Annotated in this window: 28 protein-coding genes and 4 tRNA genes; 18 read left to right on the forward strand and 14 right to left on the reverse strand. The window is 58.9% G+C overall.

What is annotated here, in order from left to right; translation table 11 throughout:
* Positions 1 to 186 precede the first annotated feature (186 nt).
* The gene (gene gudD, locus FBY12_RS00615) at positions 187 to 1,554 is read right to left on the reverse strand and encodes a glucarate dehydratase (protein WP_145250095.1); all 1,368 of its coding nucleotides are present in this window, start codon (positions 1,552 to 1,554) and stop codon (positions 187 to 189) included.
* Between the two features lie 25 nt (positions 1,555 to 1,579).
* Complete coding sequence (locus tag FBY12_RS00620; RefSeq protein ID WP_371927379.1) at positions 1,580 to 2,902, reverse strand: MFS transporter; 1,323 nt, start codon at positions 2,900 to 2,902, stop codon at positions 1,580 to 1,582.
* Between the two features lie 301 nt (positions 2,903 to 3,203).
* Between FBY12_RS00620 and FBY12_RS00625 the strand changes: the two genes are divergently transcribed.
* Together FBY12_RS00625 and FBY12_RS00630 are read left to right on the forward strand one after the other, a co-directional pair.
* Entirely contained in the window at positions 3,204 to 3,917 is a 714-nt protein-coding gene (locus FBY12_RS00625) for a FadR/GntR family transcriptional regulator (RefSeq protein WP_145250101.1), read from the forward strand.
* Between the two features lie 93 nt (positions 3,918 to 4,010).
* Positions 4,011 to 4,241, forward strand: coding sequence for a hypothetical protein (locus FBY12_RS00630; RefSeq protein ID WP_092279898.1), 231 nt, complete (start codon positions 4,011 to 4,013; stop codon positions 4,239 to 4,241).
* A 507-nt stretch (positions 4,242 to 4,748) separates the two neighbouring features.
* Here the strand turns inward: FBY12_RS00630 and FBY12_RS00635 are convergent.
* Complete coding sequence (locus FBY12_RS00635) at positions 4,749 to 5,666, reverse strand: DMT family transporter (RefSeq protein WP_145250104.1); 918 nt, start codon at positions 5,664 to 5,666, stop codon at positions 4,749 to 4,751.
* Positions 5,667 to 5,763: 97 nt separating this feature from the next.
* On the opposite strand from FBY12_RS00635, the gene FBY12_RS00640 reads away from it, so the two are divergent.
* Positions 5,764 to 6,627: a LysR family transcriptional regulator gene (locus FBY12_RS00640; RefSeq protein ID WP_145250107.1), complete on the forward strand. Its 864-nt coding sequence runs from the start codon at positions 5,764 to 5,766 to the stop codon at positions 6,625 to 6,627.
* 152 nt (positions 6,628 to 6,779) lie between these two features.
* Here FBY12_RS00640 and yegQ read toward each other — a convergent pair whose 3' ends face one another.
* Positions 6,780 to 8,117 carry a tRNA 5-hydroxyuridine modification protein YegQ gene (gene yegQ, locus FBY12_RS00645; RefSeq protein WP_145250109.1) on the reverse strand — a complete coding sequence of 446 codons (1,338 nt, stop codon included), beginning with the start codon at positions 8,115 to 8,117 and terminating at the stop codon, positions 6,780 to 6,782.
* A 163-nt stretch (positions 8,118 to 8,280) separates the two neighbouring features.
* Between yegQ and FBY12_RS00650 the strand changes: the two genes are divergently transcribed.
* Complete coding sequence (locus tag FBY12_RS00650) at positions 8,281 to 9,345, forward strand: AI-2E family transporter (RefSeq protein ID WP_145250112.1); 1,065 nt, start codon at positions 8,281 to 8,283, stop codon at positions 9,343 to 9,345.
* On the opposite strand, the gene FBY12_RS00655 is transcribed toward FBY12_RS00650, so the two are convergent.
* The 3 genes from FBY12_RS00655 to FBY12_RS00665 all read right to left on the reverse strand — a co-directional run bounded on the left by FBY12_RS00655 (position 9,342) and on the right by FBY12_RS00665 (position 10,436).
* Positions 9,342 to 9,524 carry a hypothetical protein gene (locus tag FBY12_RS00655; RefSeq protein WP_145250114.1) on the reverse strand — a complete coding sequence of 61 codons (183 nt, stop codon included), beginning with the start codon at positions 9,522 to 9,524 and terminating at the stop codon, positions 9,342 to 9,344. The two genes, FBY12_RS00650 and FBY12_RS00655, sit on opposite strands and share 4 nt — an antisense overlap.
* Positions 9,525 to 9,624: 100 nt before the next feature.
* Positions 9,625 to 9,819, reverse strand: coding sequence for a hypothetical protein (locus FBY12_RS00660; RefSeq protein WP_121734400.1), 195 nt, complete (start codon positions 9,817 to 9,819; stop codon positions 9,625 to 9,627).
* Positions 9,820 to 10,073: 254 nt separating this feature from the next.
* A complete protein-coding gene (locus FBY12_RS00665; protein ID WP_092270503.1) occupies positions 10,074 to 10,436 on the reverse strand; it encodes a hypothetical protein in 363 nt (120 codons plus the stop codon).
* Between the two features lie 244 nt (positions 10,437 to 10,680).
* Here FBY12_RS00665 and FBY12_RS00670 point away from each other — a divergent pair, with 244 nt between their 5' ends.
* On the forward strand, positions 10,681 to 11,499 hold the full coding sequence (locus FBY12_RS00670) for a shikimate 5-dehydrogenase (protein WP_145250118.1): 819 nt from the start codon (positions 10,681 to 10,683) through the stop codon (positions 11,497 to 11,499).
* A 147-nt stretch (positions 11,500 to 11,646) separates the two neighbouring features.
* On the opposite strand, the gene FBY12_RS00675 is transcribed toward FBY12_RS00670, so the two are convergent.
* Positions 11,647 to 12,294, reverse strand: a complete 648-nt coding sequence (locus FBY12_RS00675) for a YceH family protein (protein ID WP_145250121.1) — start codon at positions 12,292 to 12,294, stop codon at positions 11,647 to 11,649.
* Positions 12,295 to 12,436: 142 nt separating this feature from the next.
* Here FBY12_RS00675 and FBY12_RS00680 point away from each other — a divergent pair, with 142 nt between their 5' ends.
* Complete coding sequence (locus FBY12_RS00680; RefSeq protein ID WP_145250123.1) at positions 12,437 to 12,946, forward strand: DUF1993 family protein; 510 nt, start codon at positions 12,437 to 12,439, stop codon at positions 12,944 to 12,946.
* A gap of 138 nt (positions 12,947 to 13,084) precedes the next feature.
* Here FBY12_RS00680 and sstT read toward each other — a convergent pair whose 3' ends face one another.
* Positions 13,085 to 14,305 carry a serine/threonine transporter SstT gene (sstT, locus tag FBY12_RS00685; RefSeq protein ID WP_145250126.1) on the reverse strand — a complete coding sequence of 407 codons (1,221 nt, stop codon included), beginning with the start codon at positions 14,303 to 14,305 and terminating at the stop codon, positions 13,085 to 13,087.
* A gap of 385 nt (positions 14,306 to 14,690) precedes the next feature.
* Between sstT and FBY12_RS00690 the strand changes: the two genes are divergently transcribed.
* On the forward strand, positions 14,691 to 15,851 hold the full coding sequence (locus tag FBY12_RS00690) for an MFS transporter (RefSeq protein ID WP_092281442.1): 1,161 nt from the start codon (positions 14,691 to 14,693) through the stop codon (positions 15,849 to 15,851).
* 34 nt (positions 15,852 to 15,885) lie between these two features.
* Here FBY12_RS00690 and nhaR read toward each other — a convergent pair whose 3' ends face one another.
* Positions 15,886 to 16,782: a transcriptional activator NhaR gene (gene nhaR, locus FBY12_RS00695; RefSeq protein WP_145250129.1), complete on the reverse strand. Its 897-nt coding sequence runs from the start codon at positions 16,780 to 16,782 to the stop codon at positions 15,886 to 15,888.
* A 135-nt stretch (positions 16,783 to 16,917) separates the two neighbouring features.
* Here nhaR and FBY12_RS00700 point away from each other — a divergent pair, with 135 nt between their 5' ends.
* Both FBY12_RS00700 and FBY12_RS00705 read left to right on the forward strand, forming a co-directional pair.
* Positions 16,918 to 17,160, forward strand: a complete 243-nt coding sequence (locus FBY12_RS00700) for a hypothetical protein (RefSeq protein ID WP_121734367.1) — start codon at positions 16,918 to 16,920, stop codon at positions 17,158 to 17,160.
* A 30-nt stretch (positions 17,161 to 17,190) separates the two neighbouring features.
* Entirely contained in the window at positions 17,191 to 17,940 is a 750-nt protein-coding gene (locus FBY12_RS00705; protein WP_121734368.1) for a TerC family protein, read from the forward strand.
* 247 nt (positions 17,941 to 18,187) lie between these two features.
* Here the strand turns inward: FBY12_RS00705 and FBY12_RS00710 are convergent, their stop codons facing one another.
* Complete coding sequence (locus FBY12_RS00710; protein WP_371927358.1) at positions 18,188 to 18,358, reverse strand: hypothetical protein; 171 nt, start codon at positions 18,356 to 18,358, stop codon at positions 18,188 to 18,190.
* A 226-nt stretch (positions 18,359 to 18,584) separates the two neighbouring features.
* On the opposite strand from FBY12_RS00710, the gene FBY12_RS00715 reads away from it, so the two are divergent.
* From FBY12_RS00715 to FBY12_RS00725, 3 genes are all read left to right on the forward strand, one after another.
* Complete coding sequence (locus FBY12_RS00715; protein ID WP_145252274.1) at positions 18,585 to 19,256, forward strand: peptidase C39 family protein; 672 nt, start codon at positions 18,585 to 18,587, stop codon at positions 19,254 to 19,256.
* 111 nt (positions 19,257 to 19,367) lie between these two features.
* Positions 19,368 to 19,589 (forward strand): DUF6021 family protein, encoded by a 222-nt coding sequence (locus tag FBY12_RS00720; protein ID WP_092270477.1) that lies wholly within the window; start codon positions 19,368 to 19,370, stop codon positions 19,587 to 19,589.
* Positions 19,590 to 19,597: 8 nt separating this feature from the next.
* Entirely contained in the window at positions 19,598 to 19,813 is a 216-nt protein-coding gene (locus tag FBY12_RS00725) for a hypothetical protein (protein WP_145250132.1), read from the forward strand.
* A 71-nt stretch (positions 19,814 to 19,884) separates the two neighbouring features.
* Here the strand turns inward: FBY12_RS00725 and pbpG are convergent, their stop codons facing one another.
* A complete protein-coding gene (pbpG, locus tag FBY12_RS00730) occupies positions 19,885 to 20,823 on the reverse strand; it encodes a D-alanyl-D-alanine endopeptidase (protein WP_092270472.1) in 939 nt (312 codons plus the stop codon).
* A 246-nt stretch (positions 20,824 to 21,069) separates the two neighbouring features.
* A complete protein-coding gene (folD, locus tag FBY12_RS00735) occupies positions 21,070 to 21,924 on the reverse strand; it encodes a bifunctional methylenetetrahydrofolate dehydrogenase/methenyltetrahydrofolate cyclohydrolase FolD (RefSeq protein ID WP_101208814.1) in 855 nt (284 codons plus the stop codon).
* 274 nt (positions 21,925 to 22,198) lie between these two features.
* Between folD and FBY12_RS00740 the strand changes: the two genes are divergently transcribed.
* The 4 genes from FBY12_RS00740 (at position 22,199) to FBY12_RS00755 (ending at position 22,678) form a co-directional block, all read left to right on the forward strand.
* A tRNA-Arg gene (locus FBY12_RS00740) sits at positions 22,199 to 22,275 on the forward strand.
* Positions 22,276 to 22,307: 32 nt separating this feature from the next.
* Positions 22,308 to 22,383: transfer RNA gene (locus FBY12_RS00745), tRNA-His, on the forward strand.
* A 56-nt stretch (positions 22,384 to 22,439) separates the two neighbouring features.
* Positions 22,440 to 22,524, forward strand: a tRNA-Leu gene (locus FBY12_RS00750).
* Between the two features lie 78 nt (positions 22,525 to 22,602).
* Positions 22,603 to 22,678: transfer RNA gene (locus tag FBY12_RS00755), tRNA-His, on the forward strand.
* Between the two features lie 20 nt (positions 22,679 to 22,698).
* On the opposite strand, the gene FBY12_RS00760 is transcribed toward FBY12_RS00755, so the two are convergent.
* Positions 22,699 to 22,935 (reverse strand): hypothetical protein, encoded by a 237-nt coding sequence (locus FBY12_RS00760; protein WP_145250136.1) that lies wholly within the window; start codon positions 22,933 to 22,935, stop codon positions 22,699 to 22,701.
* A gap of 145 nt (positions 22,936 to 23,080) precedes the next feature.
* Here FBY12_RS00760 and tig point away from each other — a divergent pair, with 145 nt between their 5' ends.
* Both tig and clpP read left to right on the forward strand, forming a co-directional pair.
* Entirely contained in the window at positions 23,081 to 24,391 is a 1,311-nt protein-coding gene (gene tig / locus FBY12_RS00765; RefSeq protein WP_121734371.1) for a trigger factor, read from the forward strand.
* A gap of 93 nt (positions 24,392 to 24,484) precedes the next feature.
* Complete coding sequence (gene clpP / locus FBY12_RS00770; RefSeq protein ID WP_092270463.1) at positions 24,485 to 25,120, forward strand: ATP-dependent Clp endopeptidase proteolytic subunit ClpP; 636 nt, start codon at positions 24,485 to 24,487, stop codon at positions 25,118 to 25,120.
* Positions 25,121 to 25,217: the final 97 nt, after the last annotated feature.

Consider the following 25,217-nt stretch of genomic DNA (forward strand, 5'->3'; position numbering starts at 1 on the left):
ATGGGCACGATTGTAATCGCGAGCCGAGACTGCGGCGATGGTGGTGTGTGAACGAGGGGGGATGCACCGGGCACAAAACCCTGTGGGAGCGAGCTTGCTCGCGATAGCGTCGGGTCAGGCAAACGGGTGTCGACTGACACGACGCCTTCGCGAGCAAGCTTTGCTCCTACAGGGGCGGTGAGTGGTTCAGCGCACCAGGCACGGTCGCTTGTTATCGAACTTCCAGCCCGGGATCAGAAACTGCATCGCCACGCTGTCGTCGCGCGCGCCGAGGCCCATGCCTTGATACAACTCGTGCGCCTTGGCCAACTGGTCCATGTCCAACTCGACGCCGAGCCCGGGTTTCTTCGGCACTTGCACGCAGCCGCCGACAATCTGCAGCGGCGCTTTGGTCAGGCGCTGGCCGTCCTGCCAGATCCAGTGCGTGTCGATCGCGGTGATTTCCCCCGGCGCGGCGGCCGCGACATGGGTGAACATCGCCAGCGAAATATCGAAATGATTGTTGGAATGCGAACCCCAGGTCAGGCCCCATTCGTGGCACATCTGCGCGACGCGAACCGAGCCTTGCATGGTCCAGAAATGCGGATCGGCGAGCGGAATGTCCACCGATTGCAACTGGATCGCGTGGCCCATTTCCCGCCAGTCGGTGGCGATCATATTGGTCGCGGTTTTCAGCCCTGTGGCGCGGCGAAACTCGGCCATGACTTCACGCCCGGAATAACCGTTTTCCGCGCCGCACGGGTCTTCGGCGTAAGCGAGTACGCGATGCTGATCGCGGCACAAACGGATCGCTTCTTTCAATGACCACGCGCCGTTCGGATCGAGGGTAATTCGCGCATCGGGGAAGCGTTCGGCCAGCGCGGTGACTGCTTCGATTTCCTCGTCGCCGCTGAGCACGCCGCCCTTGAGTTTGAAGTCCTTGAAGCCATAACGCGCGTGCGCGGCTTCGGCCAGACGCACCACCGCATCGGCGGTCATGGCTTGCTCATGACGGACGCGGAACCAGTCGTTATCGGCTTCCGGTTCGCTGCGATAAGCGAGGTCAGTGGCGTGCCGATCACCGACGTAAAACAGGTAACCGAGCATCTTCACTTCATCGCGCTGCTGCCCTTCGCCGAGCAGCGCCGCGACCGGCACGTCGAGGTGCTGGCCGAGCAAGTCGAGCAGGGCGGCTTCGAGGCCGGTGACCGCGTGAATGGTGATGCGCAGGTCGAAGGTTTGCAAACCACGGCCGCCGGCGTCGCGGTCGGCAAAGGTCTGGCGCACTTGATTGAGGATCTTCTGATAAGTGCCGATCGGACTGCCGACCACTAGCGCACGCGCATCTTCCAGCGTCTGCCGAATGCGCTCGCCACCGGGCACTTCGCCGACCCCGGTGTGCCCGGCGTTATCGGTGAGAATCACGATGTTGCGGGTGAAAAACGGCCCATGGGCGCCGCTGAGGTTGAGCAGCATGCCGTCGTGACCGGCCACCGGAACCACTTGCATGCTGGTAATGATCGGCGCTTTTTCGGTGTTTTTTGTGCGGTCTTGAGCGTGGTCTTGTGTGTGCATTTTTTATTGTCCTTGGATCAGAAATTCAGGCGTGGCTGGACGCGGTTTGGCCGACGGTGACCGAGGCTTTTCTCGGCGTATTGCGGGCGGCAAAAACGATGATCGCAGCGATGATCGAGGTCGCGGCCAAACCGTAGAGGCCGCCCTGGATCGAACCGGTGTGTTCCTCCAGCAGGCCAAACGTGGTTGGCGCGACGAAGCCGCCGAGGTTGCCCACCGAGTTGATCAGCGCGATCACTCCGGCAGCGATTCGCGCGTCCAGATAGGCCTGGGGAATCGGCCAGAACAGCGACGACGCCGATTTGAAACCGAGCGCCGCAAAACAGATCGCAACGAAGGCAAAGATCGGCCCGCCGGTGGTCGACATGAACATCCCGGCAGCGGCGATCAACAGCGCCGCGGCGACCCATGCTTGCTGGTTTTTCCATTTGGCCGACAGGGCGGCGAAGGCGTACATGCCGACAATCGACAGCAACCACGGGATCGAATTGAACAGCCCGACTTGAATGTCGCTGAGGTCGCCCATCTTCTTGATGATGCTCGGCAGCCAGAACGTCGCGGCATAGATCGTCAGTTGAATGAAGAAGTAGATCAGGCAAAACAGAATGATCTGGCGATCCTTGAGCAGTCTGCCCAACGACGGTTTGATCGGCGTCGCGGCTTCGCGAGCCAGTTGTTCGTCGTCGATGGCTTTGACCAGCGCGTCCTGTTCTGCGCGGGTCAGCCATTTGGCGTCGTGGGGTTTGGAGTCGAGCCAGAACCAGACGAACACGCACAAGCCAACCGAGAACATGCCTTCAATGAAGTACATCCACTGCCAGCCGTGCAGGCCCAGACCGTTGATTTGCAGGAGCAGCCCGGACAGCGGGCCGGAGATCAGCGAGGCAATCGCCGAGCCGCTGAGGAAGATCGCAATTGCCTTGCCGCGCTCGACGCCTGGCAGCCAGCGGGTGAAGTAATAGATTACCCCGGGAAAGAATCCGGCTTCGGCGACACCAAGCAGAAATCGCAGAATATAAAAGTGGGTTTCGTTCTGGATAAACGCCATGCCGGCGGCGACCAGGCCCCAGGTCAGCATGATGCGGGTCAGCCAGATGCGCGCGCCGACTTTTTGCAGAAGCATGTTGGAGGGGACTTCGAACAGCGCGTAACCGATGAAGAACAGGCCGGCACCGAGACCGTAGGCGGCAGCGCCGATGCCCAGGTCCTGCTCCATGTGGGCGCGGACGAAACCAATGTTCACGCGGTCAATGTAGTTGACGATGAACATGATCACGAAGAGCGGCAGGACGTGGCGTTTGACTTTGGAGATGGCGGATTTGAGCACCGAATCGGTGCCGTCATGCATCCCGGACAGGGCTGTATTCACTTGCGTTTCTCCCACTGATTATTTTTATGCGGGGTGTAACTGCGTGTTGCTTGTTGATAGACATCATACAACTAGGTTTTTTTGATGTGCAAGGTTGTTGGTCAATGAAATAGCGCTCACCTGGACGGTTTCGATTCTTGAAGGTGGCGTTGGTAGGAAATGCCTGAGCGCGATTGTGGCGTTTTGTGGAATGTTGTCATACAAGTTCGCCATCATTTTGGAAGGTCTCCCGCCCACGCCAGTGCTACGATCCCGATTGCCCAGTCTCCGGAAGATCGCCATGCAAGAAGACTTCGACGTTCCCGCCCGCAAACGCAGCCATAACCTGGCGCATGATTTGGTCGCGAAGCTGACCCAGAGCATCCTGCTCGGGCAGATGTTGCCCGGCGACAAGCTGCCGTCGGAGAACTCGATCGTTCAGGAACACGGGGTCAGCCGCACCGTGGTGCGCGAAGCGATCTCGAAATTGCAGGCATCGGGGTTAGTGGAAACCCGGCATGGCATTGGCACGTTTGTGATTGAGCGGGCAGCGGAGCAGGGCTTGCGGCTGAACGTCGACACGGCGCTGGGTGTGCGCAGCATTCTGGAGCTGCGCATGGGCCTGGAAACCCAGGCCGCCGCGCTCGCCGCCAGTCGCCGCACGGACGCGCAATTGCAGCAGATGCGCGAGGCGCTGGATGACTATCAAAACTTGCTGGCGAATAACGACAGTTGCGTGGAGGCCGACAGGCGCTTCCATTTGCTGATCGCCGAAGCCACCGGCAACGTGTGTTTCAGCGAAATCATCCAGCATTTTGGCAGTGCGATGATTCCGCGAACCCGGGTCAATGCCGTTGAGCGTGGCGCGGCGGATTTGAGCAAGCTCGGGCAATTGGCCAATCAGGAGCACGAGGCGATTCTCAACGCGATCAAACGCCAGGACCCTGACGCGGCTCGCGCGGCTATGTGGCTGCATCTGACCAACAGCCGCGACCGCTTTCTGGCGCGTGGCTGATAACCGTTGGTCTAGTCGATAGCACGGTCTTCATGCGCCGGTTTTCCAAATGATACGGCCCGGATAATCCGGCCAACATCAGTGAGGTGCATCATGGCTAACGATTCGATGTTCCAGGGTGGAACGCCCAATACCGATCCCACCAGACCCATGCCCGGCACGGACGAACCGTCGCTGGACCATGATGCTCCGCCCGGCATGGACCCCGCCCGGGACCCGGCGCAATCGGATGCGGATCGCCCCGATGACTGGAAAGACCCGAGCGCCGACGAAGACATGCCGGCGGCAGATGAGCAAACGCCATTGTCCGATGATCGGCGCTAAACAAAACCCGGCCAGAGTGCCGGGTTTTTTGTGGGCCGCAGGTTGACCGCGTCATCGTTCATCGCGAGCAGGCTCACTCCCACAGGGGATCTCCAGCGCGCCGCAAACCCTGTGGGACACAAAACCTTCATTGCCTGAACCACCGCTTTCGCGGGCAAGCCTCGCTCCTACGGGGGATCTTCAGCGCGCCGCGAACCTTGGGGGACACAAACCCTCAATTGCTTGAAAGACCGCTTTCGCGGGCAAGCCTCGCTCCTACGGGGGATCTCCAGCACGCCGCGAACACTGTAGGAGCTGAGCTTGCTCGCGAAGAGGCCATCAGCCACAACATCTTCATCACCAGAACCACCGCTTTCGCGGGCAAGCCTCGCTCCTACGGGGGATTTCCAGCACGCCGCGAGCCCTGTGGGAGCTGAGCTTGCTCGCGATGAGGCCATCAGCCACAACATCTTCATTGCCCGAAAGACCGCTATCGCGAGCAAGCTCAGCTCCTAAAGGTTTGTGCGGTCAATGTGGGAGTGAGCCTGCTCGCGATGGCGTCAGCAGCGCCAGCAGTTTTCGCTCCAGATTCAACGCCAGCACGCTGCTCAATACCACCACTGCGCCGACTATCACCAGCATCGACGGCCGCTCGCCCAGGGCGAAACTGGCAATCAGCATCGCCGTCGGCGGCACTAGATAAAGGGTCATCGCGGCGCGGCTCAAGTCCACATGCGCCAACACAAATGCCCACGCCAGATACGCCAGTGCGCTCGGAAACACGCCCAAGCCAATCACCGCTATTTGCACCTCGCCCGGCGCGCGTAACACCTGATCCGCCAACCCCGGCAGATACACCAGCAACAACAGCGTCCCCGCCCAAACCGTGTAACAGGTCAGGGTCAACCCGTCGTAACGCCCGGTGTGATACTTCTGCAATGCGAAGTAAACACTCCATGAAACCGCCGCCAGCAAAATCAGCAAACCCTGCGCATCAATGCTGGCCAGGCCTTTGTCTCCGGCGACGACGATTACCACGCCGATCAGCCCCAGCAGCACGCAACCCCAACGCCAGGCACTGACCCGATCCTTGAACACAAACCGCGCCAGCAAGGTGCTGAACAGCGGCGTCGATTGCGCCAGCACACTCGACGCGCCGGCGCTGACGCTCTGCTGCCCGATGTTCAGCAGCACGTGATGCAAGCTCACGGCAAACAAACCGAGCGCGATCAGCGACGGCACGTCACGCATCTTCGGCAGGCTGATGCCGCGCCATAGCGCGACCGCCGCCATCAACACCGACGCCAGCAGAAACCGTAGCAACGCCAGATGTCCCGGCTCGTAGGCCTGCAAGCCAAGGTGAATGCCGGTCGGTGAGTAACCCCAGCACACCACGACAAATGCCATGGCCAACATGATTTTCACAGCGGGAGAAAGTTGCGGCATGGTCGTGCACCTGTGTTGGATGCACTGAGTATCAGAAGCCTGGTCGTTCGCTACAACTGACTTATACTGCGCCGATACATCACTTTGGATGAGCATTATGGAATTGGCGCAGATTCGCATGTTCAAGACTGTGGCCGACGTCGGCAGCATTGCCCGCGCGGCAGAATTGCTGCACTGCGTGCCGTCGAATATCACTGCGCGGATCAAGGCGTTGGAAGCGGAGCTCGGCGTGGCGCTGTTTCTGCGCGAGGGGCGCGGGCTGCGGATCAGCCCTTCGGGGCAGACCTTCCTGACCTACGCGTCGAAGATTCTGGCGCTGACAGTTGAGGCCAAACGCGCCCTCGACCCATCCGCCGAGCCTTGCGGGCCGCTGCGCATCGGCGCCATCGAATCCTCGGCGACCGGGCGCTTGCCGCGCTTGCTGGCGAAATTTCACAAACGTTATCCCGGTGTCGCGCTGGAATTGACCACCGGCACCTGGAGCCAACTGCTCGACGACACCGCCAACCATCGCCTCGACGGCGCCATCGTCGCGGTGGATGTCGAGCGCTCGCACCTGATGCGCACGCCGATGTACCGCGAAGAGCTGCTGCTGATCGCCTCGACGTCGCTGGGACCGGTGCGCGATGTTGCCGATTTGCAGGATAAAACCGTGTTCATGTGGCCGCCCGGTTGCCCGTATCGGGCGGCGCTGGAGCATTGGTTGCTGCGTCAGGGGCAGGCGCTGCCGATTGTCAGCCTGGCCAGTTACGGTGCAATTGTCGGTTGCGTCAGCGCCGGGGCCGGCGTGGCGCTGGTGCCCAAAGGCGTGTTCGATCAGTACGCAAAAGGCGCCGGGTGCGCCGGGTATGAGTTCGCGGAACTGACGGCGGTGGAGAATTTGTTTTATTGGCACGAGAACGCCGGTGTGCACCCGGCGCGCGAGGCGTTTGTCGGAATGCTCCGCGAAGAATTTGCCTGAATCCCACTGGCGCCCTGGTTTCCTGTAGGAGCCGAGCTTGCTCGCGAAAGCGGTCGTTCAGGGAATGAAGATGGTGCGGCTGACGGCCTCTTCGCGAGCAAGCTCTGCTCCTACAGGGTTTGGCGTTGTCTGCGCAATTGCGTGTTGGTCGGTCAGCTGCCGCTGACATCGCGCATCAGCAGGGCGAAGCGCAGATCCACTGCATCCGGGATCGGTACGTACACGGTGTGGCCATCGCCCGGCGCGACGTCGATCGGTTCGCCGCGCAGGTTTTGCAATTCATGCAGGTCAAAGTGAAAGTTGCCCTTGGGCGTCATCAGTTCCATGTGATCGCCCAGGCCGAAGCGGTTCTTCACTTGCACTTCTGCCAGGCGATCGCGGCGTTCACCGGTCAGCTCGCCGACAAACTGCTGACGCTCCGACACCGAGCTGCCGTTCTGGTAGTTCTGGTATTCGTCGTGCACATGCCGGCGCAGAAAACCCTCGGTGTAGCCGCGCTGGGCCAGCGATTCCAGATCAGTCATCAGGTTGCGATCAAACGCGCGGCCCGCCACCGCATCGTCAATGGCTTGGCGATACACCTGAGTGGTGCGCGCGCAATAGAAGTGCGATTTGGTCCGGCCCTCGATCTTCAGTGAATGCACGCCCATCTGCGTCAAACGCTCGACATGCTGCACCGCGCGCAGGTCCTTGGCGTTCATGATGTAAGTGCCGTGCTCGTCCTCGAATGCCGGCATCAATTCGTCCGGCCGATTGGCTTCCTGCAACAGAAACACCTGATCGGTCGGCGCGCCAATGCCCAAGGTCGGTTGCGGCACGAATTGCTGCACAATCTCGCCGAGCTGATTTTCCGTGGCCGCTTGCGCCGAGTACTTCCAGCGACAGGCATTGGTGCAACTGCCCTGATTGGCGTCGCGCTTGTTCATGTAACCCGACAGCAGACAACGCCCGGAATACGCCATGCACAGCGCGCCGTGGACGAACACCTCCAGTTCCATGGCCGGCACTTGTTGGCGGATCTCGGCGATTTCTTCCAGCGACAGTTCACGCGAGAGGATGATCCGGCTCAGCCCCTGCCGCTGCCAGAACTCGACGCTCGCCCAATTCACCGTGTTGGCCTGCACCGACAGGTGAATCGGCATCTGTGGAAAGTGCCGGCGCACCAGCATGATCAGCCCCGGATCGGACATGATCAGCGCGTCCGGCGCCATCGCGATCACCGGTTCGAGGTCTTTGAGGAAGGTTTTGAGTTTGGCGTTGTGCGGCGCGATGTTCACCACCACGTAAAAACGCTTGCCCTGTTGCTGCGCCTCGCGAATGCCGAGGGCGAGGTTGGCGTGATCGAATTCATTGTTGCGCACGCGCAAGCTGTAGCGCGGCTGCCCGGCGTACACCGCATCGGCGCCGTAGGCAAAGGCGTAGCGCATGTTTTTCAGGGTGCCGGCGGGGGCGAGCAGTTCTGGGCTGGAGGGCGGCGGCGCAAGGGTCATGGTCGTGTCGATCGCAAAAGTCGGCGAGGTTAAGCGCCTTGCTCCGAGGCTTTATTGATCTGGATCTATGCTTGTTGAACAAACGGATGGCACTCGCGCGAACCGTGGCGGACTAAGCATCTGACGCGAACTTGCGTCCTCTGCGCACTGACATGGATCGGACATGAAAGAAACGACGGTACAAAAACGATCACTGCTGATTTTACTGGGAGCAGTGACGCTGGCCTTTATCTGGATTCTGCTGCCGTTCTACGGCGCGGTGTTCTGGGCGGTGATTCTCGGGATTATCTTTGCGCCCATGCAACGACGGCTGCAGTTGAAGTTCGGCTGGCAGCGCAACGTGACGTCGCTGTGCACCTTGAGCGTGTGTCTGGTGATCGCGATTTTGCCGGTGATCATCATCAGTGCGTTGCTGGTTCAGGAAGGCGCGGTGCTTTACGAGAGCATCGAAAGCGGCAAATTGGACATCGCCGGTTACATCACCCAGTTCAAGCATGGCTTGCCGATGTCCTTCCAGCATCTGCTCGACCGCTTTGGTATCGGCGAGTTGAACGGTCTGCAGGACAAAGCGGTGAAAGGCGCGATGCAGGGCAGTCAGTTCTTCGCTTCGCAAGTGGTGACGTTCGGCCAAGGCACGTTCGAGTTCATCGTCAGTTTCTTCATCATGTTGTACCTGCTGTTCTTCTTCCTGCGCGACGGTGCCGAACTGGCACGCAAAGTGCGCACCGCCGTGCCGTTGCAGGAACAGCAGAAGCGCCGTTTGCAGCTCAAATTCAACCGCGTGGTGCGCGCCACCGTCAAAGGCAACCTGTTGGTGGCGGTTACCCAAGGTGCGTTGGGCGGGTTTATTTTCTGGTTTCTGGACATCCCCAGCGCGTTGCTCTGGGCAGTGGTGATGGCGTTTCTGTCGCTGTTGCCGGCGGTAGGCGCGGGGATTGTCTGGGCGCCGGTGGCCTTGTACTTCCTGCTCAGCGGTTATGTCTGGCAGGGCGTGGTGCTGGCGCTGTTCGGGGTATTCGTGATTGGCCTGGTGGACAACGTGCTGCGCCCGATTCTGGTAGGCAAGGACACGAAAATGCCCGACTACATGATCCTCATTTCAACCTTGGGCGGCATGGCCGTCTTCGGTCTGAACGGGTTTGTGATCGGGCCGTTGATCGCCGCGCTGTTTATGTCGAGCTGGGCGATCTTCGTCGAAAGCAAGCCGCGTGTTCAACTGCCTTCTTAAGCGCTGAACGAGCCGCCGCCTATGCGCTGTGACAGGGCCTGGGCGGCGGTCAGCGAGGTCAACGGGCCGCTGACCGGTTCGCCGTTGAGCACCAAGTACCAGCAAGCGAGCAATCCAGATGCTCTGAGCGATGCTGGAACGGCGCTGCCGATGACTGACATGATTTGGACCTGATTCATAAGTACCTCCATCAAACGATGGGGCTACCTTACGGATCGCGCCGCGCAACGGACAATCAACGTTCTCGATAGTGGTCATTGATGCGACTGAGCTTTGCGCTCAATCGACCACCTGATCGAGCATGTGCACGACTTCCTGCTCGTTGAGCAGGCCTTTGCGCACCAGGTTTTCCGCCAGCAGCGAGAGGAACTTGGCGCTGCGATGGCCTTCCAGATGCTTGAGTTCGGTCAGTGCGTCATAAACCTTGCTGGAAGTGCACAAGCCGACATTGCGGTGCGGGTTTTGCGTGGGCATGAGCTCGTCCTTCTTGTTATTGATGGCTGTTATTCAACGCTGCTATACGCCTGCAGATGCAGATTGCGCACCTGTCATGACACAAATATTACGGTTTGGCCCCAAGGTCAGGGAAGGGCACTCAAGGCAATCTTGCCAAAATCGTCCGTGCGCGCTGTCTCGATAACGACCTCGACGCGGTCTATCCAGACCTCGTACACCTCGCGCTCATAAAAAAGCCCCGCGGTTGAGGCGGGGCCTGGTGATTCGATCAATCAGTAGCGCGGGCCGCCGTAATAGCCGTGCGGACGACCGTAATAGCCGCGTGGCGGGCCGTAATAAACCGGCGCCGGGCGATAGTAGATCGGTTGCTGCACGTAGACCGGTGCTGGTTGGTAATAAACCGGTGGCGGCGGTTGTTGTACGTAAACCGGTTGTGGCTGGTAGTAAACCGGCTGCGGCTGTTCAACATAAACCGGTCGATTGGCATTGATCAGGGCCGAGCCGACGATCGCCGAGCCGACAATCGCACCGAACACCGCCGGACCTTGCCAACCGCCACCGCCATGCGCTTCGGCCTGCCCGGCGACTGCCAGTACACCTATCAACAAGGCCACTGTGGGGATTTTACGGATCATGATAATTCCTCGGTTCTTCGACCCGGCGCCTGAGTCTGCAATAGACCTTGGGATTGGCGCGGGGATATTTCTAAGACAGCGTTTTTTGCAAATACTGCACAGCCGTTGGGTAAATTTTGTGTAAGGTCTGTACCGGCTTCTTTACCGTCCTGCAGCGCCGTTTGCAGACCGGATCATGATCGAACAGAAGAGGATGGAATGGCTAATCCCGTCCATCTGAAAGTGCATTGGAAGGAGATGTTTCATGCAGATGAACCCCAACAAAGACACGCAGTTGTGCATGTCGCTCTCCGGGCGCCCCGGCAACTTTGGCCTGCGATTTCACAATCATCTGTACGAACAGTTGGGGCTGAATTTCTATTACAAGGCGTTCAGCAGCAAAGACCTGAACGGCGCCGTCGGTGGTATTCGCGCGCTGGGCATTCGCGGTTGCGGCGTGTCAATGCCGTTCAAGGAAGCGTGCATTGCACTGGTCGATGAGCTGGATGCGTCGGCGGCGGCGATTCAGTCGATCAACACCATCGTCAACACTGACGGCCATCTCAAGGCCTATAACACCGATTACATCGCCATCGCGCAGTTGCTGGAAACGCATCAGGTGCCGAAAGACTCGACGTTCGCCCTGCGCGGCAGCGGCGGAATGGCCAAAGCAGTGGCCAGCGCGTTGCGCGATGGCGGCTACGCAAACGGCGTGATCGTCGCGCGTAACGAGCGCGCCGGGCGCTCGCTGGCCGATGCGCTGGGTTACGAATGGCAAGCAGAGTTGGGCGCGCGACGCCCGCAGATGCTGATCAACGTGACGCCAATCGGCATGACCGGTGGACCGGAAGCGGATCAGTTGGCGTTTGATGCAGAGGTAATTGCTGCGGCGCAGACGGTATTCGACGTGGTGGCGATTCCGTCTGAGACGCCGCTGATCGTGCGCGGGCGCGCGGAAGGCAAACGCGTGATCACCGGGCTCGAAGTGATCGCAATCCAGGCGCTGGAGCAGTTTGTGCTGTACACCGGCGTGCGGCCGACGGCTGAGCAGTTTCAGGCTGCGGTGGCGTTTGCACGGAGTTGATTGCCGGGTTTTTGCATGGGCAGTGCCGGCCTCATCGCGAGCAGCTCGCTCCCACAGGAAATCTCATGAATGCTGAAATCCCTGTAGGAGCGAGCCTGCTCGCGATGACGAAGTGTCAGCCGACATCATTTGATCTGTGGCGTCGGGTTATTCCAGCCGCGACAGGCGTTCTTCCAGCGCTGCAATCCGCGCTTCCAGCACTTCAATACGCTCCACCGAAACCCCGCCACTGGCGCCACGTTCCGCAGGATTTTGCCGGGCCGCGAGAATCGTCTCGATGTCTGCCGGATCGCCCAGCGCGTGCATGTAGCGGTCTTCGCGCTGCCCGGCCTGACGCGGAATCAACAGCGCCAACCCCCGCGCAATCAGCCGTTCGAGCTGATGCACCACCTGCTCGGCATCTTCAAATTCATGCATGCGGCCGCTGCGGGTCAGCAGCTCATTGACCGTTTGCGGACCGCGCAAGAACAGCAAACCGGTCAAAATCACCTGCGCCGGCACCAGTTCCAGCGCCTTGTCGACTTTGTGTTCCCAGCGGTCGGCGCGGCTGCCCATCACCAGTTTGCTGAAGCCGCGACCTTCGAGGGCGCGCAGGCTCTGGCCAACTTGGCCCTGAGTCAGGTTCATCACCGGTTCGCGGCTGGTTTTCTGGTTGCAGGCAATCACCAGCGCATTAAGGGTCAGCGGGTAGGTTTCCGGGCTGGTCGCCTGTTTCTCGATCAGCGAGCCAAGGATGCGGATTTCCGTGCTGTTGAGGCGCGGCTCGTCGAAGGTCGTCTCTTGCTCAGTGCTCATTCGCGCTTTTCCCTTTGCTGTCGATGCGTGCAGTCGAAGCCGCCTAGCGTAATCCTTGCCAAACAAAAGGCAAGCCGCCCGATGCGCAAAGCATGGCTATAATCGCCCCACGTTTTTACACCCGCCACAACACGAGACTGCCATGACTATTTCCCTGTACGCCGCTTCTGTCCCGGTTTTCAAGCAAATGCTCAACGCCCTGAGCGATGTGCTGAACAAGGCTGAAGCCCACGCCACCGCGAAAAACATCGACCCGAATGCGTTTCTGCAAGCGCGTTTGTACCCGGACATGTTCCCGCTGGTTCGCCAGGTACAGATCGCCGTCGATTTCGCCAAAGGCGTTTCGTCGCGTCTGGCCGAGCTGGAAGTGCCGAAATACGAAGACACAGAAACCACCTTCGCCGAGCTGCAAGCGCTGATCACCAAAGTTCTGGCCTACCTCGGCGAGATCAAGCCTGAGCAGATCGATGGCAACGAAGGCATCGAAATCGTCACTCGCCCAGGCACGCCGAAAGAGAAGCGCTTCAGCGGCCAGGCTTACCTGCTGAGCTACGGCTTGCCGCAGTTCTTCTTCCACGTCACCACCGCTTACGCGCTGCTGCGTCACAACGGCGTGGAAGTGGGCAAGCGCGATTACATGGGCGCGTTCTAAACCGTCCGGCAATAAAAAAAATCCCGCCACGGTTAGCGCCGTGGCGGGATTTTTTTGTCTTTGTAGGAGCCAGGCTTGCCGGCGAAAGCGAGTTCAAGGACGCCTTCGCCGGCAAGCCTGGCTCCTACAGGAGAGGGGTTATGCTTTCTGTTCTTCACCCAAACAGGCTGCTGCGGTAAACAGCACGTCGGTGGAGGAATTCAGCGCTGTCTCGGCCGAATCCTGCAGCACGCCGATGATGAAACCGACCGCCACCACTTGCATGGCGATTTCGCTCGGAATGCCGAACAAGCTGCACGCCAGCGGAATCAGCAACAGCGAACCGCCGGCCACACCCGAAGCGCCACACGCGCAAATCGCCGCGACGACGCTGAGCAGAATCGCCGTCGGAATGTCCACGGCAATCCCCAGCGTGTGCACGGCGGCGAGGGTCAGCACGGTAATGGTGATCGCCGCGCCAGCCATGTTGATCGTCGCGCCGAGCGGGATCGACACCGAATACGTGTCTTCATGCAAGCCCAGGCGTTTGCTCAGTTCCAGGTTGACCGGAATGTTCGCCGCCGAGCTGCGGGTGAAAAACGCGGTGATGCCACTTTCGCGCAAGCACATCCACACCAGCGGATACGGGTTGCGGCGCAGTTTCCAGAAAACGATGGCCGGATTCATCACCAGCGCCACGAACAGCATGCAGCCGAGCAGCACCGCCAGCAGATGCACATAACCGATCAGCGCGCCGAAACCGGAAGTGGCCAGCGTCGACGCCACCAGGCCAAAAATCCCCAGCGGCGCAAAACAGATGACCATGCGCACAATCAGCGTGACGCCGTTGGACAAGTCGCCCAGCACCTCACGCGTGGTGTCGCCGGCATGGCGAATGGCTACGCCCATGCCGATCGCCCAGGCCAGAATGCCGATGAAGTTGGCATTCATCAGCGCACTGACCGGGTTGTCGACCACGCTCAGCAGCAGACTTTGCAAGACTTCGCCAATCCCGCCCGGCGCAGTGATCGCGACATCGTGAGTGGTCAGCACCAGACTCGAGGGAAACAACGTGCTGGCCACGACCGCGACCACCGCAGCGGCAAAAGTCCCCAGCAAATACAGATACAAAATCGGCCGAATGTGGGTTTCCTGACCGACTTTGTGGTTGGCAATCGAGGCCATGACCAGCACGAACACCAGAATCGGCGCGACCGCTTTCAACGCTGTGACAAATACTTTGCCGATGAACGTGGTCGACTTCGCCACTTCTGGTGCCAGCAGCGCGAGGGCGATGCCGGCGATCAGGCCGATGATGATTTGCGTGACCAGGCTAATACGTTTCAAACGATGTAATAGGGCAGGGGATGCAGCGCTCATAGCGGTATCTCTGATTTTTTTGGGTGCAGGGTTGCGCATCACGCGGCAATAACAGGGCAGGCCACAGGAAGGAGCCACTGGTAGAAGCTACGGATAGAAACTACGTTTAAGAACTATGTTCAAGAACTACGGGTTAGTGCGCCATCAGAGCCGCAAAGTGGCCGATGATCAGGGTGTACGAATCGCAGGGCGCGAACTTTATCACAGGGTAGTCCGCTTCCTTCAGACCTGTGACGATCTGCCGCCCGTGGCGCCGGCGCGATTTGCAGGTTCGTGCAACCCGGCCCGGACACACTCTGTTAAGATTCGCCATCCTCATTTTCAGTTTCTGCCAGTGCGCCCTCGGGCTGTCGCTGCTGTCGTCGTTTTTCTGGAGTTTTGCATGCTGTTGCTGCCCATCATTCTGTTGTCCGCTGCCGGCTTCACGGTGCTGACCACGGAGTTCATCATCGTCGGCCTGTTGCCGGCGATCGCTCGAGACCTCGAAGTCACGATTCCCCAAGCCGGTTTGCTGGTGACGCTGTTCGCGTTCACCGTGGCCGCGTTCGGCCCGTTCCTGACCGCCTACTTCGCCCGTTTCGAACGGCGCAAACTGTTTATCTCGGTGCTGATCATGTTCGGCGTGGCCAACACGGTCGCGGCGTTTGCGCCGAATATCTGGGTGATGGCCGCCGCGCGGTTGATCCCGGCGCTGGGCTTGCCGGTGTTCTGGGCCTTGGCCAGCGAGACTGCGGTGGACATCGTCGGACCGGACCACGCCGGTCGCGCCATCGCCAAGATCGGTTTCGGCATCGTCTGCGCCACGGTGTTCGGCATTCCGGTCGGCACGCTGATTTCCGATGCCTTCGGCTGGCGCAGCGCTTTCGGCATTCTCGCGGTGATCGCGTTTGCCAAGGCTCTGCTGCTGTTTATCTACTTGCCGAAAACCAGCTTGCATCAGCATCAAGTGAGCTTTCGCTCGCAATTCAAGATCCTCCACAGCCCGTTGATGATCGGTCATGTGCTGTTGTCGATTCTGGTCTTCAGCGGCATGTTCACCGCTTACACCTATCTGGCGGACATCCTTGAGCGCCTCGCCGGTTTCAACGGCACCGTGGTCGGCTGGTGCCTGATGGGCTTCGGCGCGGTCGGTTTGATCGGCAATTCGCTGGGTGGCCGCGCGGTGGATCGTCATCCGTTGATCGCGTCGATGATGTTTTGCGCGTTCATGATTGCCGGCATGGTCGCGCTGGTGCCGAATATTCACTCGCCGCTGGGTCTGGCGGCGGCGATGGGCATTTGGGGTGTGACCCAAGCCGCGCTGTTCCTGGTCAGCCATGTGCGTTTGATGAAAGCTGCGCCGGAAGCGCCGGCCTTCGCCGCGTCGCTGAACATCGCCGGGGCCAACCTCGGGATTGGCCTGGGCGCGATGCTCGGTGGTCGGGTGATCGACAGTTTTGGCCTGCAAGGGCTGGGTTTCGCCGCCGCCGCGATCATCCTCGCCTCGGTGCTGCTGGCCATGGCCCTCATGACCATGAAACCGCGCGAGATTCTCACCGTTCAGTAAACAGCTGGTCAGTAAACTGCTATTCAGTAAACAGTCAGTCAGTAAACAGCTCGCGTCGGGCACCTTCGGCAATCGCAACGATGCCGGGGTGCTTGACCTTGCGTTCGACGGAAATGGCGTAGAACGACTCGGTCACCGCTTCGGTCTGGCCGATCAATTCGACGCCGCACTGGCGTTGCACCTCGTCGGCAATCACGCTCGGGCCGATGAAAATCCCGCTGCCGGATTGCCCAAACGCCTGCATCAACGCGCTGTCATCGAACTCGCCGACAATCCGTGGCTGAATCTGCTGCTCGGCAAACCAGCGCTGCAAACGGCTGCGCACCACGGTTTCCGGCCCGGGAATCAGTAGCGGCGCACCGTGCAGGCTGCGGGGGAAATCCTCGCCGTACTGTGCCGCCAAGGCTTTCGTCGCAAAAAAACTGATCCCGCATTCGCCGAGTTTCTGGCTGTAGCCCTTGATGTCGAGGTGCGACGGCATCGGGCTGTCAGAGATCACCAGGTCGAGGCGTTGAATCGCCAGGTCGGCGAGTAACCGCTCCAGTTTGTCCTCGCGACAGCTGATGCGCAGCGGCTCGCTCAACTCCATGGTCGGCGCGATCAGTCGATAGACGATGGATTTCGGCACCACGTCTGCGACACCGACGCGGAACAGAATCTGTTGCTCATTTGGTTGGGCGCGCAGCATCAACTCCAATTCGCCACCGAGCTGAAACATCTGCTCGGCAAAGGGCAGCGTCTGGCGCCCTGCCTCGGTGAGCTCGAGATTGCGCCCGACGCGGCGAAACAATTCGATACCGAAAGTTTGTTCAAACAATGAAATCTGTCCGCTGATGGTCTGCGGCGTCAGGTTAAGTTGCTCGCACGCGCGGACGATGCTGCCGGTCTTGGCGACGACCCAGAAGTAATGCAGCTGTCGGTAATTGAGCATGGCGGCCTGTCAGTTCGTAAAAAACGAAGTATAGCCGCTGAAAATACGAATTTTCCTGAAGTATTTCCTTACATAGAATGCCTCGCTATCGACGGGGCGCCGCTTGGCGCCGGCCCGTTTTACAAGGAGAGCGTCATGAAATTTACCGCTACGGCCCTGCTGATCACGTCTTTACTGGTACTGGCCGGGTGTGATCAGGCTGAAAAGAGTGCGCAGCAACTGATGGGCAAGGCCGCCGAATCCGCCAAACAGGCGATCGACGACACGCATAAGGCCGCTGAACAAGCGCTCAGCGACGCCACTGGCGGGCTGATCAGCAAAAAACCATCCTCGGCCGAAGATGAAGAGCAATCCAGTTCTTCGTCCCAGGAAATCTAACCCCGAATCGCAACGAGTCAGGACTGACCCATGGAATACCTTTTAGAGCTAGCCACCAGCCCAACCGCCTGGATCGCCTTGGCGACGTTGGTGGTCATGGAAATCGTGCTCGGCATCGATAACCTGATTTTCATCTCGATTCTGACCAACAAACTGCCCGAGCAGCATCGGCAGAAGGCGCGGCGTATCGGCATCGGCATGGCGCTGATTCTGCGATTGGGCCTGCTGAGCACTATCGCCTTCATCGTTCAGCTGACCACCCCGGTGATCGAGTTGCTCGGCCACGCGTTCTCGTGGAAGGACATTATCTTGATCGCCGGTGGCCTGTTCCTGTTGTGGAAAGCGACTACCGAGATTCACCACAGCATGGACCCGGCGCCGGAAGATCCGAAGTCGGCGACGTCTACCGTGACGTTGGGTTTTGCCGCCGCTATCGGGCAGATCCTGATGCTCGACCTGGTGTTCTCGATCGACAGCATCATTACCGCTGTCGGCATGACCGAGCATCTGCCGATCATGATCATCGCGGTGGTGGTGTCGGTGCTGGTGATGTTGTTGGCGGCTGACCCGCTGGCCAAGTTCATCAACGACAACCCGACGGTGGTGATGCTGGCTCTGGGCTTCCTGATCATGATCGGCATGACGCTGATCGCCGAAGGCTTCGGCGCTCACGTACCAAAAGGCTACGTGTATGCCGCCATGGCGTTCTCGGCGACGATCGAGTGCTTGAACATGATGTCTCGACGGGCCAAGCAAAAGCGTAGCGCCGCTAAAGTCTGATCCGCGCAAGAAAACAACGGCCACCTGTACTCGCGAGGGTGCAGGTGGCCGTTTTATTAACTGGGTCAGCGTTCTCAAAGACGTCTGGCGCGAATAAATAACGATCCCTTGTAGCAACTGCCGAGGCACGAGGCTGCGTTGCGGTCCGCAGGAGCGCCCTCGGGGGGCCGCTTTGCAGGCCAACGCAGCCTCGCAGGCTCGGCAGCTGCTACATACGCAAACTTACCTGTCAGGTGCTAAAGAATGATCAGTGCGCGGTCGCGGGGCGGGTCGGTGCTTGTTCGGTTTTTGCTTCGGGCGTCACTTGTGCGGGCGGGTGATGGTGGCGGCGAGTGATGCGCAGCACGCCCCACAGCATGGCGGCGGCCACGGCCAGCCAGCCACATACGAGCATTACGATTGTCATTGTCAGGCTCATCGGTGCCTCCTCTTCGCCCTGCATCGGGCGCATCACGTCTTTCAAATGACAGTCTAGTCGTTAGCGTGTTTCAGGCTATTGACCAAAGGTCGCCTGTCTCCAGCCAGTTCGCTCTATCGAATGCAAACAACTGCCGGTTTAGGCTATACCGCTGCGCCATGGCGACCTATGATCGGTGGCCCAAGCCAGGGGCGTGATTGCCTGGCGTCTGAACAAGCGGGTGATGATGGTGCGGGTAATGTCTGGAATTCGAACTTTAGTGCTGGCGATCAGTTGCGTTGCTGCGCTGGCAGGATGCGCGGGCAGCGTGGCGCCAGAGGTTCGGCAACTGCCGGAACGCGTGGAACTCAGCGGTACGTTTTATCGCGGGCAGGCCAATCAGAGTGGGCCGCAGGTGCTGGCCAGCATGTTGTCGCAACAAGGCATCGTGATCACCCCTGGGCTGCTCGAAAAACCTTTGAAGTTGCCGGGCGCCGAGGCGCAGTTGCAGCAGAACATGCAGAACCTTGCCCGTGAATACGGCATGGTCGTGTACCCGCTCGATGGCAATCTGTCGGCGCTGCTGACCCAAGTCGCGGCCGGTTATCCGGTGATGGTGCGGTTCACTGAAGGCTCGGCATTCTGGGCCGAACCGCGTTACGCGATCCTCGCCGGTTACAACCGGCAGAAGCAGACCGTGCTGCTGCGCGCCGGGATGAATCGCCGATTGCTGATGGACTTCAATTCGTTTGAGTCTGCCTTCAAGGATGCTGGCGGCTGGGCGGTTTTGATCCAGAAGCCGAATCAGCTGCCGGCCAAGGTCGACGGGCCGCGCTGGCTCAAGGCCGCCAGCGATTTAGGCCAGGCCGGGCAAGAACAGCCAGCCGCGCGGGCGAGCAAAGCGTTGCAGGCTCAGTAGCGGCTATTTGCGCTGAAGGCTCCGTTCGTCATGTTTCGGGCACCGTCACGTGCCGCGCGCCTCATATGAGTAAGGCCCGGATTCCTCCGGGCCAGACCCAAGGAGGCGTCCATGGCACATTCCAATTCCCCAGATGGCCCACATTCGTCCGAGCATTCGTCCGGCGATGATCTGGGTTTCGATCCCGATTCGCCCGATGTTGCGGACCCGCAGGTTGACCCTATCGGGCCAGCCAAGGCGCCGCGAGACATCAAGCCAGGCGAGGACGAAAAGAAGCCGGCGAAGCCTTACGATCCGCTGGGTGACCTGAAACCTGACGCGCAATCGCAATGAGGTGAATCATGTCTACCGATTCGAGTTTCAATGACCGACGTCCGGACAGCGTTCCAACCACGCCCGAAGACGACGTGGACGGCGCCATGGATCCGAACAGTCCGCTGCGCGATCCGCTGGCGCGGCCGTTGGTGACACCGACTGATCCTGCGCGGGGTTCGAAACATCCGAGCGACGGCGATGGCATTCCCAACGACGATGAGATGCCGTTGCCCAACGACTGATCTTTCGTCCACCTGCAAAAAGCCCCGAATATTCGGGGCTTTTTGTTGGGTTTCTATTTGTTGGCGCGCGGCTATTTCGAGGCTTCAACCACGCCGCTCTGGCGCTGTTTGAGATTTTTCGCGGCTTTGTATTGCAGGGCTACCGACGGTGCATCGACGCTGCGACCGGTTTCGACCCAACTGCGGATGCGGCTGGCGTCGGCGAAATGCGTGTATTTGCCGAAGGCGTCGAGAATCACCAGGGCCACCGGGCGATTGCCCATGCTGGTCACCAACACCAGGCAATGCCCTGCTTCATTGGTGAAACCGGTCTTGGTGATCTTGATGTCCCAATTGGGCTTTTTCACCAAGTGGTCGGTGTTATTGAAACCCAGCGTGTAGTTGGGTTTGCGGAACGCGACGGTGGCTTCCTTGGTGGTGGTCAGCTCGGTCAGCAGCGGATATTTGCGCGCGGCGATCAGCAGCTTGCTCAAGTCGCGTGCCGTCGAAACGTTACGCGGCGACAGGCCGGTGGGTTCGACAAAATGCGTGCTGGTCATGCCCAGCGCCTTGGCTTTGGCGTTCATCGCCGCAATAAACGCCACGTAGCCGCCCGGGTAATGGTGGGCGAGGGTAGCGGCGGCGCGGTTTTCCGAAGACATCAACGCAATCAGCAGCATCTTTTTGCGCGGCAGTTCGCTGTTGAGTTTGACCCGCGAAAACACACCTTTCATTTCCGGCGTGTGGCTGATGTCGACGTTAATGTATTCGTCCATGTTCTGGCGGGCTTCAACCACCACCAGGCCGGTCATCAATTTGCTCACTGAAGCAATCGGCACGACAACGTCGGGGTTACTGGAATAAATGACTTTGTTGGTTTGCAGATCCAGCAGCAGTGCGCTGCCGGAAGCGATTTTCAGTTGTGAAGCGTCTCGGGGCGCGGCAGTGGTTTCTGCGGCGCTGGCCATTGGCGTGATGAACGTCCCTGTAAATGCAAAAAATAGACTCAGGATGGAAAGACGGATTTTCACGCGGGCGAACTCATAAAGGGTGGATATGCCGTTTTGTTACGGGCTGTTTCATAAAAACGACGCATTTTATGAGTATGAGCCAATAAAGCGCCAGACGCCTGTGCAGTGGGAGCTGTAGATGAAGATTATTTAATCTCTGGTGGGGCATGGGTTGGCGCAATTGATGCGTTTGTTCGCTACAAATACACACCGCGAAAACAACAAAGCCCCGCACTGGGCGGGGCTCTGTGGGTGCAGCAAAACAACTCAGCCGTGCAGGGTTTCTGCCGCGTACAAAGTGTTTTCCAGCAGGCAGGCGCGCGTCATCGGACCAACGCCGCCCGGCACTGGGGTGATCCAGCCAGCGCGGGGCAGGGCAGTTTCGTAGATCACGTCGCCAACCAGCTTGCCGTCGTCCTGACGATTGATGCCGACGTCGATCACGATCGCGCCTTGCTTGATCCACTCACCTTTGACCAGGCCTGGCTTGCCCGCAGCGACAACAACCAGATCGGCGCGGCCGACGTGGCCGGCCAGGTCCTTGGTAAAGCGGTGGGTGACGGTGACGGTGCAGCCGGCCAGCAGCAGTTCCATCGCCATCGGGCGGCCGACGATGTTGGACGCACCGACGATCACTGCGTCCATCCCGTAAAGGTCGGCGCCAGTGCTTTCGAGCAAGGTCATGATGCCTTTTGGTGTGCACGGGCGCAGCAGTGGAATGCGCTGTGCCAGACGACCGACGTTATAAGGGTGGAAACCATCCACGTCTTTGTCCGGGCGAATGCGCTCGAGCAATTTGGATGCATCAAGGTGTGCAGGCAAAGGCAACTGCAGCAGCACGCCATCGATGGCCGGGTCGTCGTTGAGGCGATCGATCAGTTCGGTCAGTGCTTGTTGAGTGGTGTCAGCAGGCAGGTCGTAGGCTTGGGATAGAAAGCCGACCTCTTCACAGTCTTTACGCTTGTGCGAGACATAAACCTGAGAGGCAGGATCGCTGCCGACCAGGATCACCGCGAGGCCTGGCGTGCGCAGACCTTGCTGGCGACGCTCGGCAACTCGTTTGGCGATCTGCTGGCGCAGGCTGGCGGCGATTGACTTGCCGTCGATTAGTTGTGCAGTCATTGCGCGTGATTAACCATCGAGAGGGGAAAAAAAGAGGGCGCATTCTCGCATGTCAGGCGCCGAGGGCAAAGGCGCTTGGTCTGCAAATTCCTCTAAGCCCTTTAATTAAATGAATTTTTTTTAAAAAGGATTTGACGGACTTTGGGCCGCTCTATACTATTCGTCGCACTTGTCGGGCACAGCCTAGCACTGGATGAGAAGGTCGAGCGGAATTACGGTTCTGCAAGGCTGGAAGCACTTAGTTTGTAGTCCTCCAAGAGTACAGATTAATAAGGCGCCCGTAGCTCAGCTGGATAGAGCATCCGCCTTCTAAGCGGATGGTCGCAGGTTCGAGTCCTGCCGGGTGCGCCATTAGGCAACTTTGGCACAAGTAGCGCAATATGGTGGGCGTAGCTCAGTTGGTAGAGCACGGGATTGTGACTCCCGTTGTCGAGGGTTCGATCCCCTTCGTCCACCCCATATTTCGAAAGGCGCCAGATTAACAGTCTGGCGCCTTTGCTTTAACAGCTTCAAACGCGGATGTGGTGGAATTGGTAGACACACTGGATTTAGGTTCCAGCGCCGCAAGGTGTAAGAGTTCGAGTCTCTTCATCCGCACCAAATAAAGCTTCACTCGGGCCATTGGCTTGGTTGGGGCGCAGCAAGGAAGGTTGTTTGGCTTCTTTGTCAGGCTATATGGTGGGCGTAGCTCAGTTGGTAGAGCACGGGATTGTGACTCCCGTTGTCGAGGGTTCGATCCCCTTCGTCCACCCCATATTTCGAGAGGCGCCAGATTTAACAGTCTGGCGCCTTTTTTGTTTTAGCGGTTCGAGTATTCAGCGGCTGCAATTCCGGGTCGCAGGGGTGGGGTGCTTCGTCGTATTTATGTTTCCCGATGATGCCGCGCCGCCCGCCGGCCTTGCTCGCAAGGTCGGTTGTCAGGGAGATGACTGGCAACTTCTTCTTTATATAGAAGGGTTGGCGCAGAGCCCTGGCTTGATTGGCTGTATTTGCGAACAGGGTGAGGCGCAACCGTTTGTCCCTCGCCTATAAATTGCCTGCTGTTTTTTTACCCTTTTTCAGTAGGGTGACTTCTTGAGTTTGACCCACTAGAATGCATGCCCTTGATTCTGGGGTCGGAAACGGCCGGCTAACGTCTGTGCAACGAGGAATATCCATGCAAGTTTCTGTTGAAAATACTTCTGCTCTTGAGCGCCGCATGAGCATCACCGTGCCGGCTGAGCGCATCGAGACTCAGGTCAACAAGCGTCTGCAGCAGACCGCCCAAAAGGCCAAGATTGCTGGCTTCCGTCCAGGCAAAGTGCCAATGAGTGAAATCAAGCGCCGTTTCGGTGCTGATGCACGTCAGGAAGCTGTTGGCGACGTCATCCAGTCCTCCTTCTACGAAGCTGTCGTCGAGCAGAAGCTGAACCCGGCTGGCGCTCCTTCGATCGAGCCTAAATCGATCGAAGCTGGCAAGGATCTGGAATACGTTGCAGTTTTCGAAGTGTTCCCTGAGTTCACCGTTGCCGGTTTCGAAGGCATCACTGTCGAGCGCCTGAGCGCTGACGTGGCTGACGCTGACCTGGACAAAATGCTCGAAATCCTGCGCAAGCAGAACACCCGTTTTGAAGTGGCCGAACGCGCTGCCCAGAACGAAGACCAACTGAACATCGATTTCGTTGGCAAGGTTGACGGCGAAGTGTTCGCTGGCGGTTCCGCCAAAGGCACTCAGCTGGTACTGGGTTCGGGTCGCATGATCCCTGGTTTCGAAGACGGTCTGGTTGGCGCTAAAGCTGGCGAAGAACGCGTTCTGAACCTGACTTTCCCAGAGGACTATCAGAACCTCGACCTGGCTGGCAAAACCGCCGAGTTCACCGTTACCGTGAACACTGTTTCCGAGCCAAAACTGCCTGAGCTGACCGAAGAATTCTTCGCTCAATTCGGCATCAAGGAAACTGGCCTGGAAGGCTTCCGCACCGAAGTTCGCAAGAACATGGAGCGCGAGCTGCGTCAGGCGATCAAATCCAAGGTCAAGAATCAGGTAATGGACGGTCTGCTGGCCACCAACCCGATCGAAGTGCCTAAGGCTCTGCTGTCCACCGAAGTTGACCGTCTGCGCGTGCAGGCTGTTCAGCAGTTCGGCGGCAACATCAAGCCTGACCAACTGCCGGCCGAGCTGTTCGAAGAACAAGCCAAGCGCCGCGTTGTACTGGGTCTGATCGTGGCTGAAGTGGTCAAGCAATTCGACCTCAAGCCTGACGAAGCCCGCGTTCGCGAAATGATTCAGGAAATGGCTTCGGCCTACCAAGAGCCTGAGCAGGTTGTGTCCTGGTACTACAAGAACGACCAGCAACTGAACGAAGTTCGTTCGGTTGTGCTGGAAGAACAAGTTGTGGATACTGTTCTGCAGAAAGCTAGTGTGACCGATAAGTCGGTCTCTTACGAAGAAGCAGTCAAGCCGGTTGAAGCTCCACAAGCCGACTGATCGTTTTAGCGTTAAGAAGTAATCACCATAAGCCAGCCTTCGCGCTGGCTTATGCGTATTCAAGACATAACTATTTGGGAGTGACTGCAGAGCATGTTCCGTAATTCGTATATTCAGCAGAACTCAGATATCCAGGCCGCTGGCGGCCTGGTCCCGATGGTTGTCGAGCAGTCTGCTCGTGGCGAGCGCGCTTACGACATTTATTCGCGTCTTCTCAAGGAGCGAGTGATTTTTCTGGTTGGCCCGGTAGAGGACTACATGGCTAACCTGATCTGTGCGCAACTGCTGTTCCTTGAAGCGGAAAACCCGGACAAGGACATCCATCTCTATATCAACTCCCCGGGCGGTTCGGTGACAGCGGGCATGTCGATCTACGACACCATGCAGTTCATCAAGCCAAACGTATCGACCACCTGTATCGGCCAGGCCTGCAGCATGGGCGCGTTCCTGCTGACCGCAGGTGCTGCCGGCAAGCGTTTCTGCCTGCCGAACTCGCGTGTGATGATTCACCAGCCATTGGGCGGTTTCCAGGGTCAGGCTTCGGATATCGAAATCCATGCCAAGGAAATCCTCTTCATTCGTGAGCGTCTCAACACGCTGATGGCCAAGCATAGCGGGCACACCCTTGAAGAAATCGAGCGCGATACCAACCGCGACAACTTCATGAGTGCACAAGCCGCGCGTGAGTACGGGTTGATCGATGAAGTGATCGAACAGCGCCCGGCTTAAAATAAGCAGCTCAAAATAAGGCTGGTCGGTTGCTCCGATCACCAGCGGGCTTGAAAAAGCCCGCAATAGCCTTCATCTTGTGTTGCAAGCCTATCGG

This window comes from Pseudomonas sp. SJZ131 (assembly GCF_007828705.1).
Lineage (GTDB): Bacteria > Pseudomonadota > Gammaproteobacteria > Pseudomonadales > Pseudomonadaceae > Aquipseudomonas > Aquipseudomonas prosekii.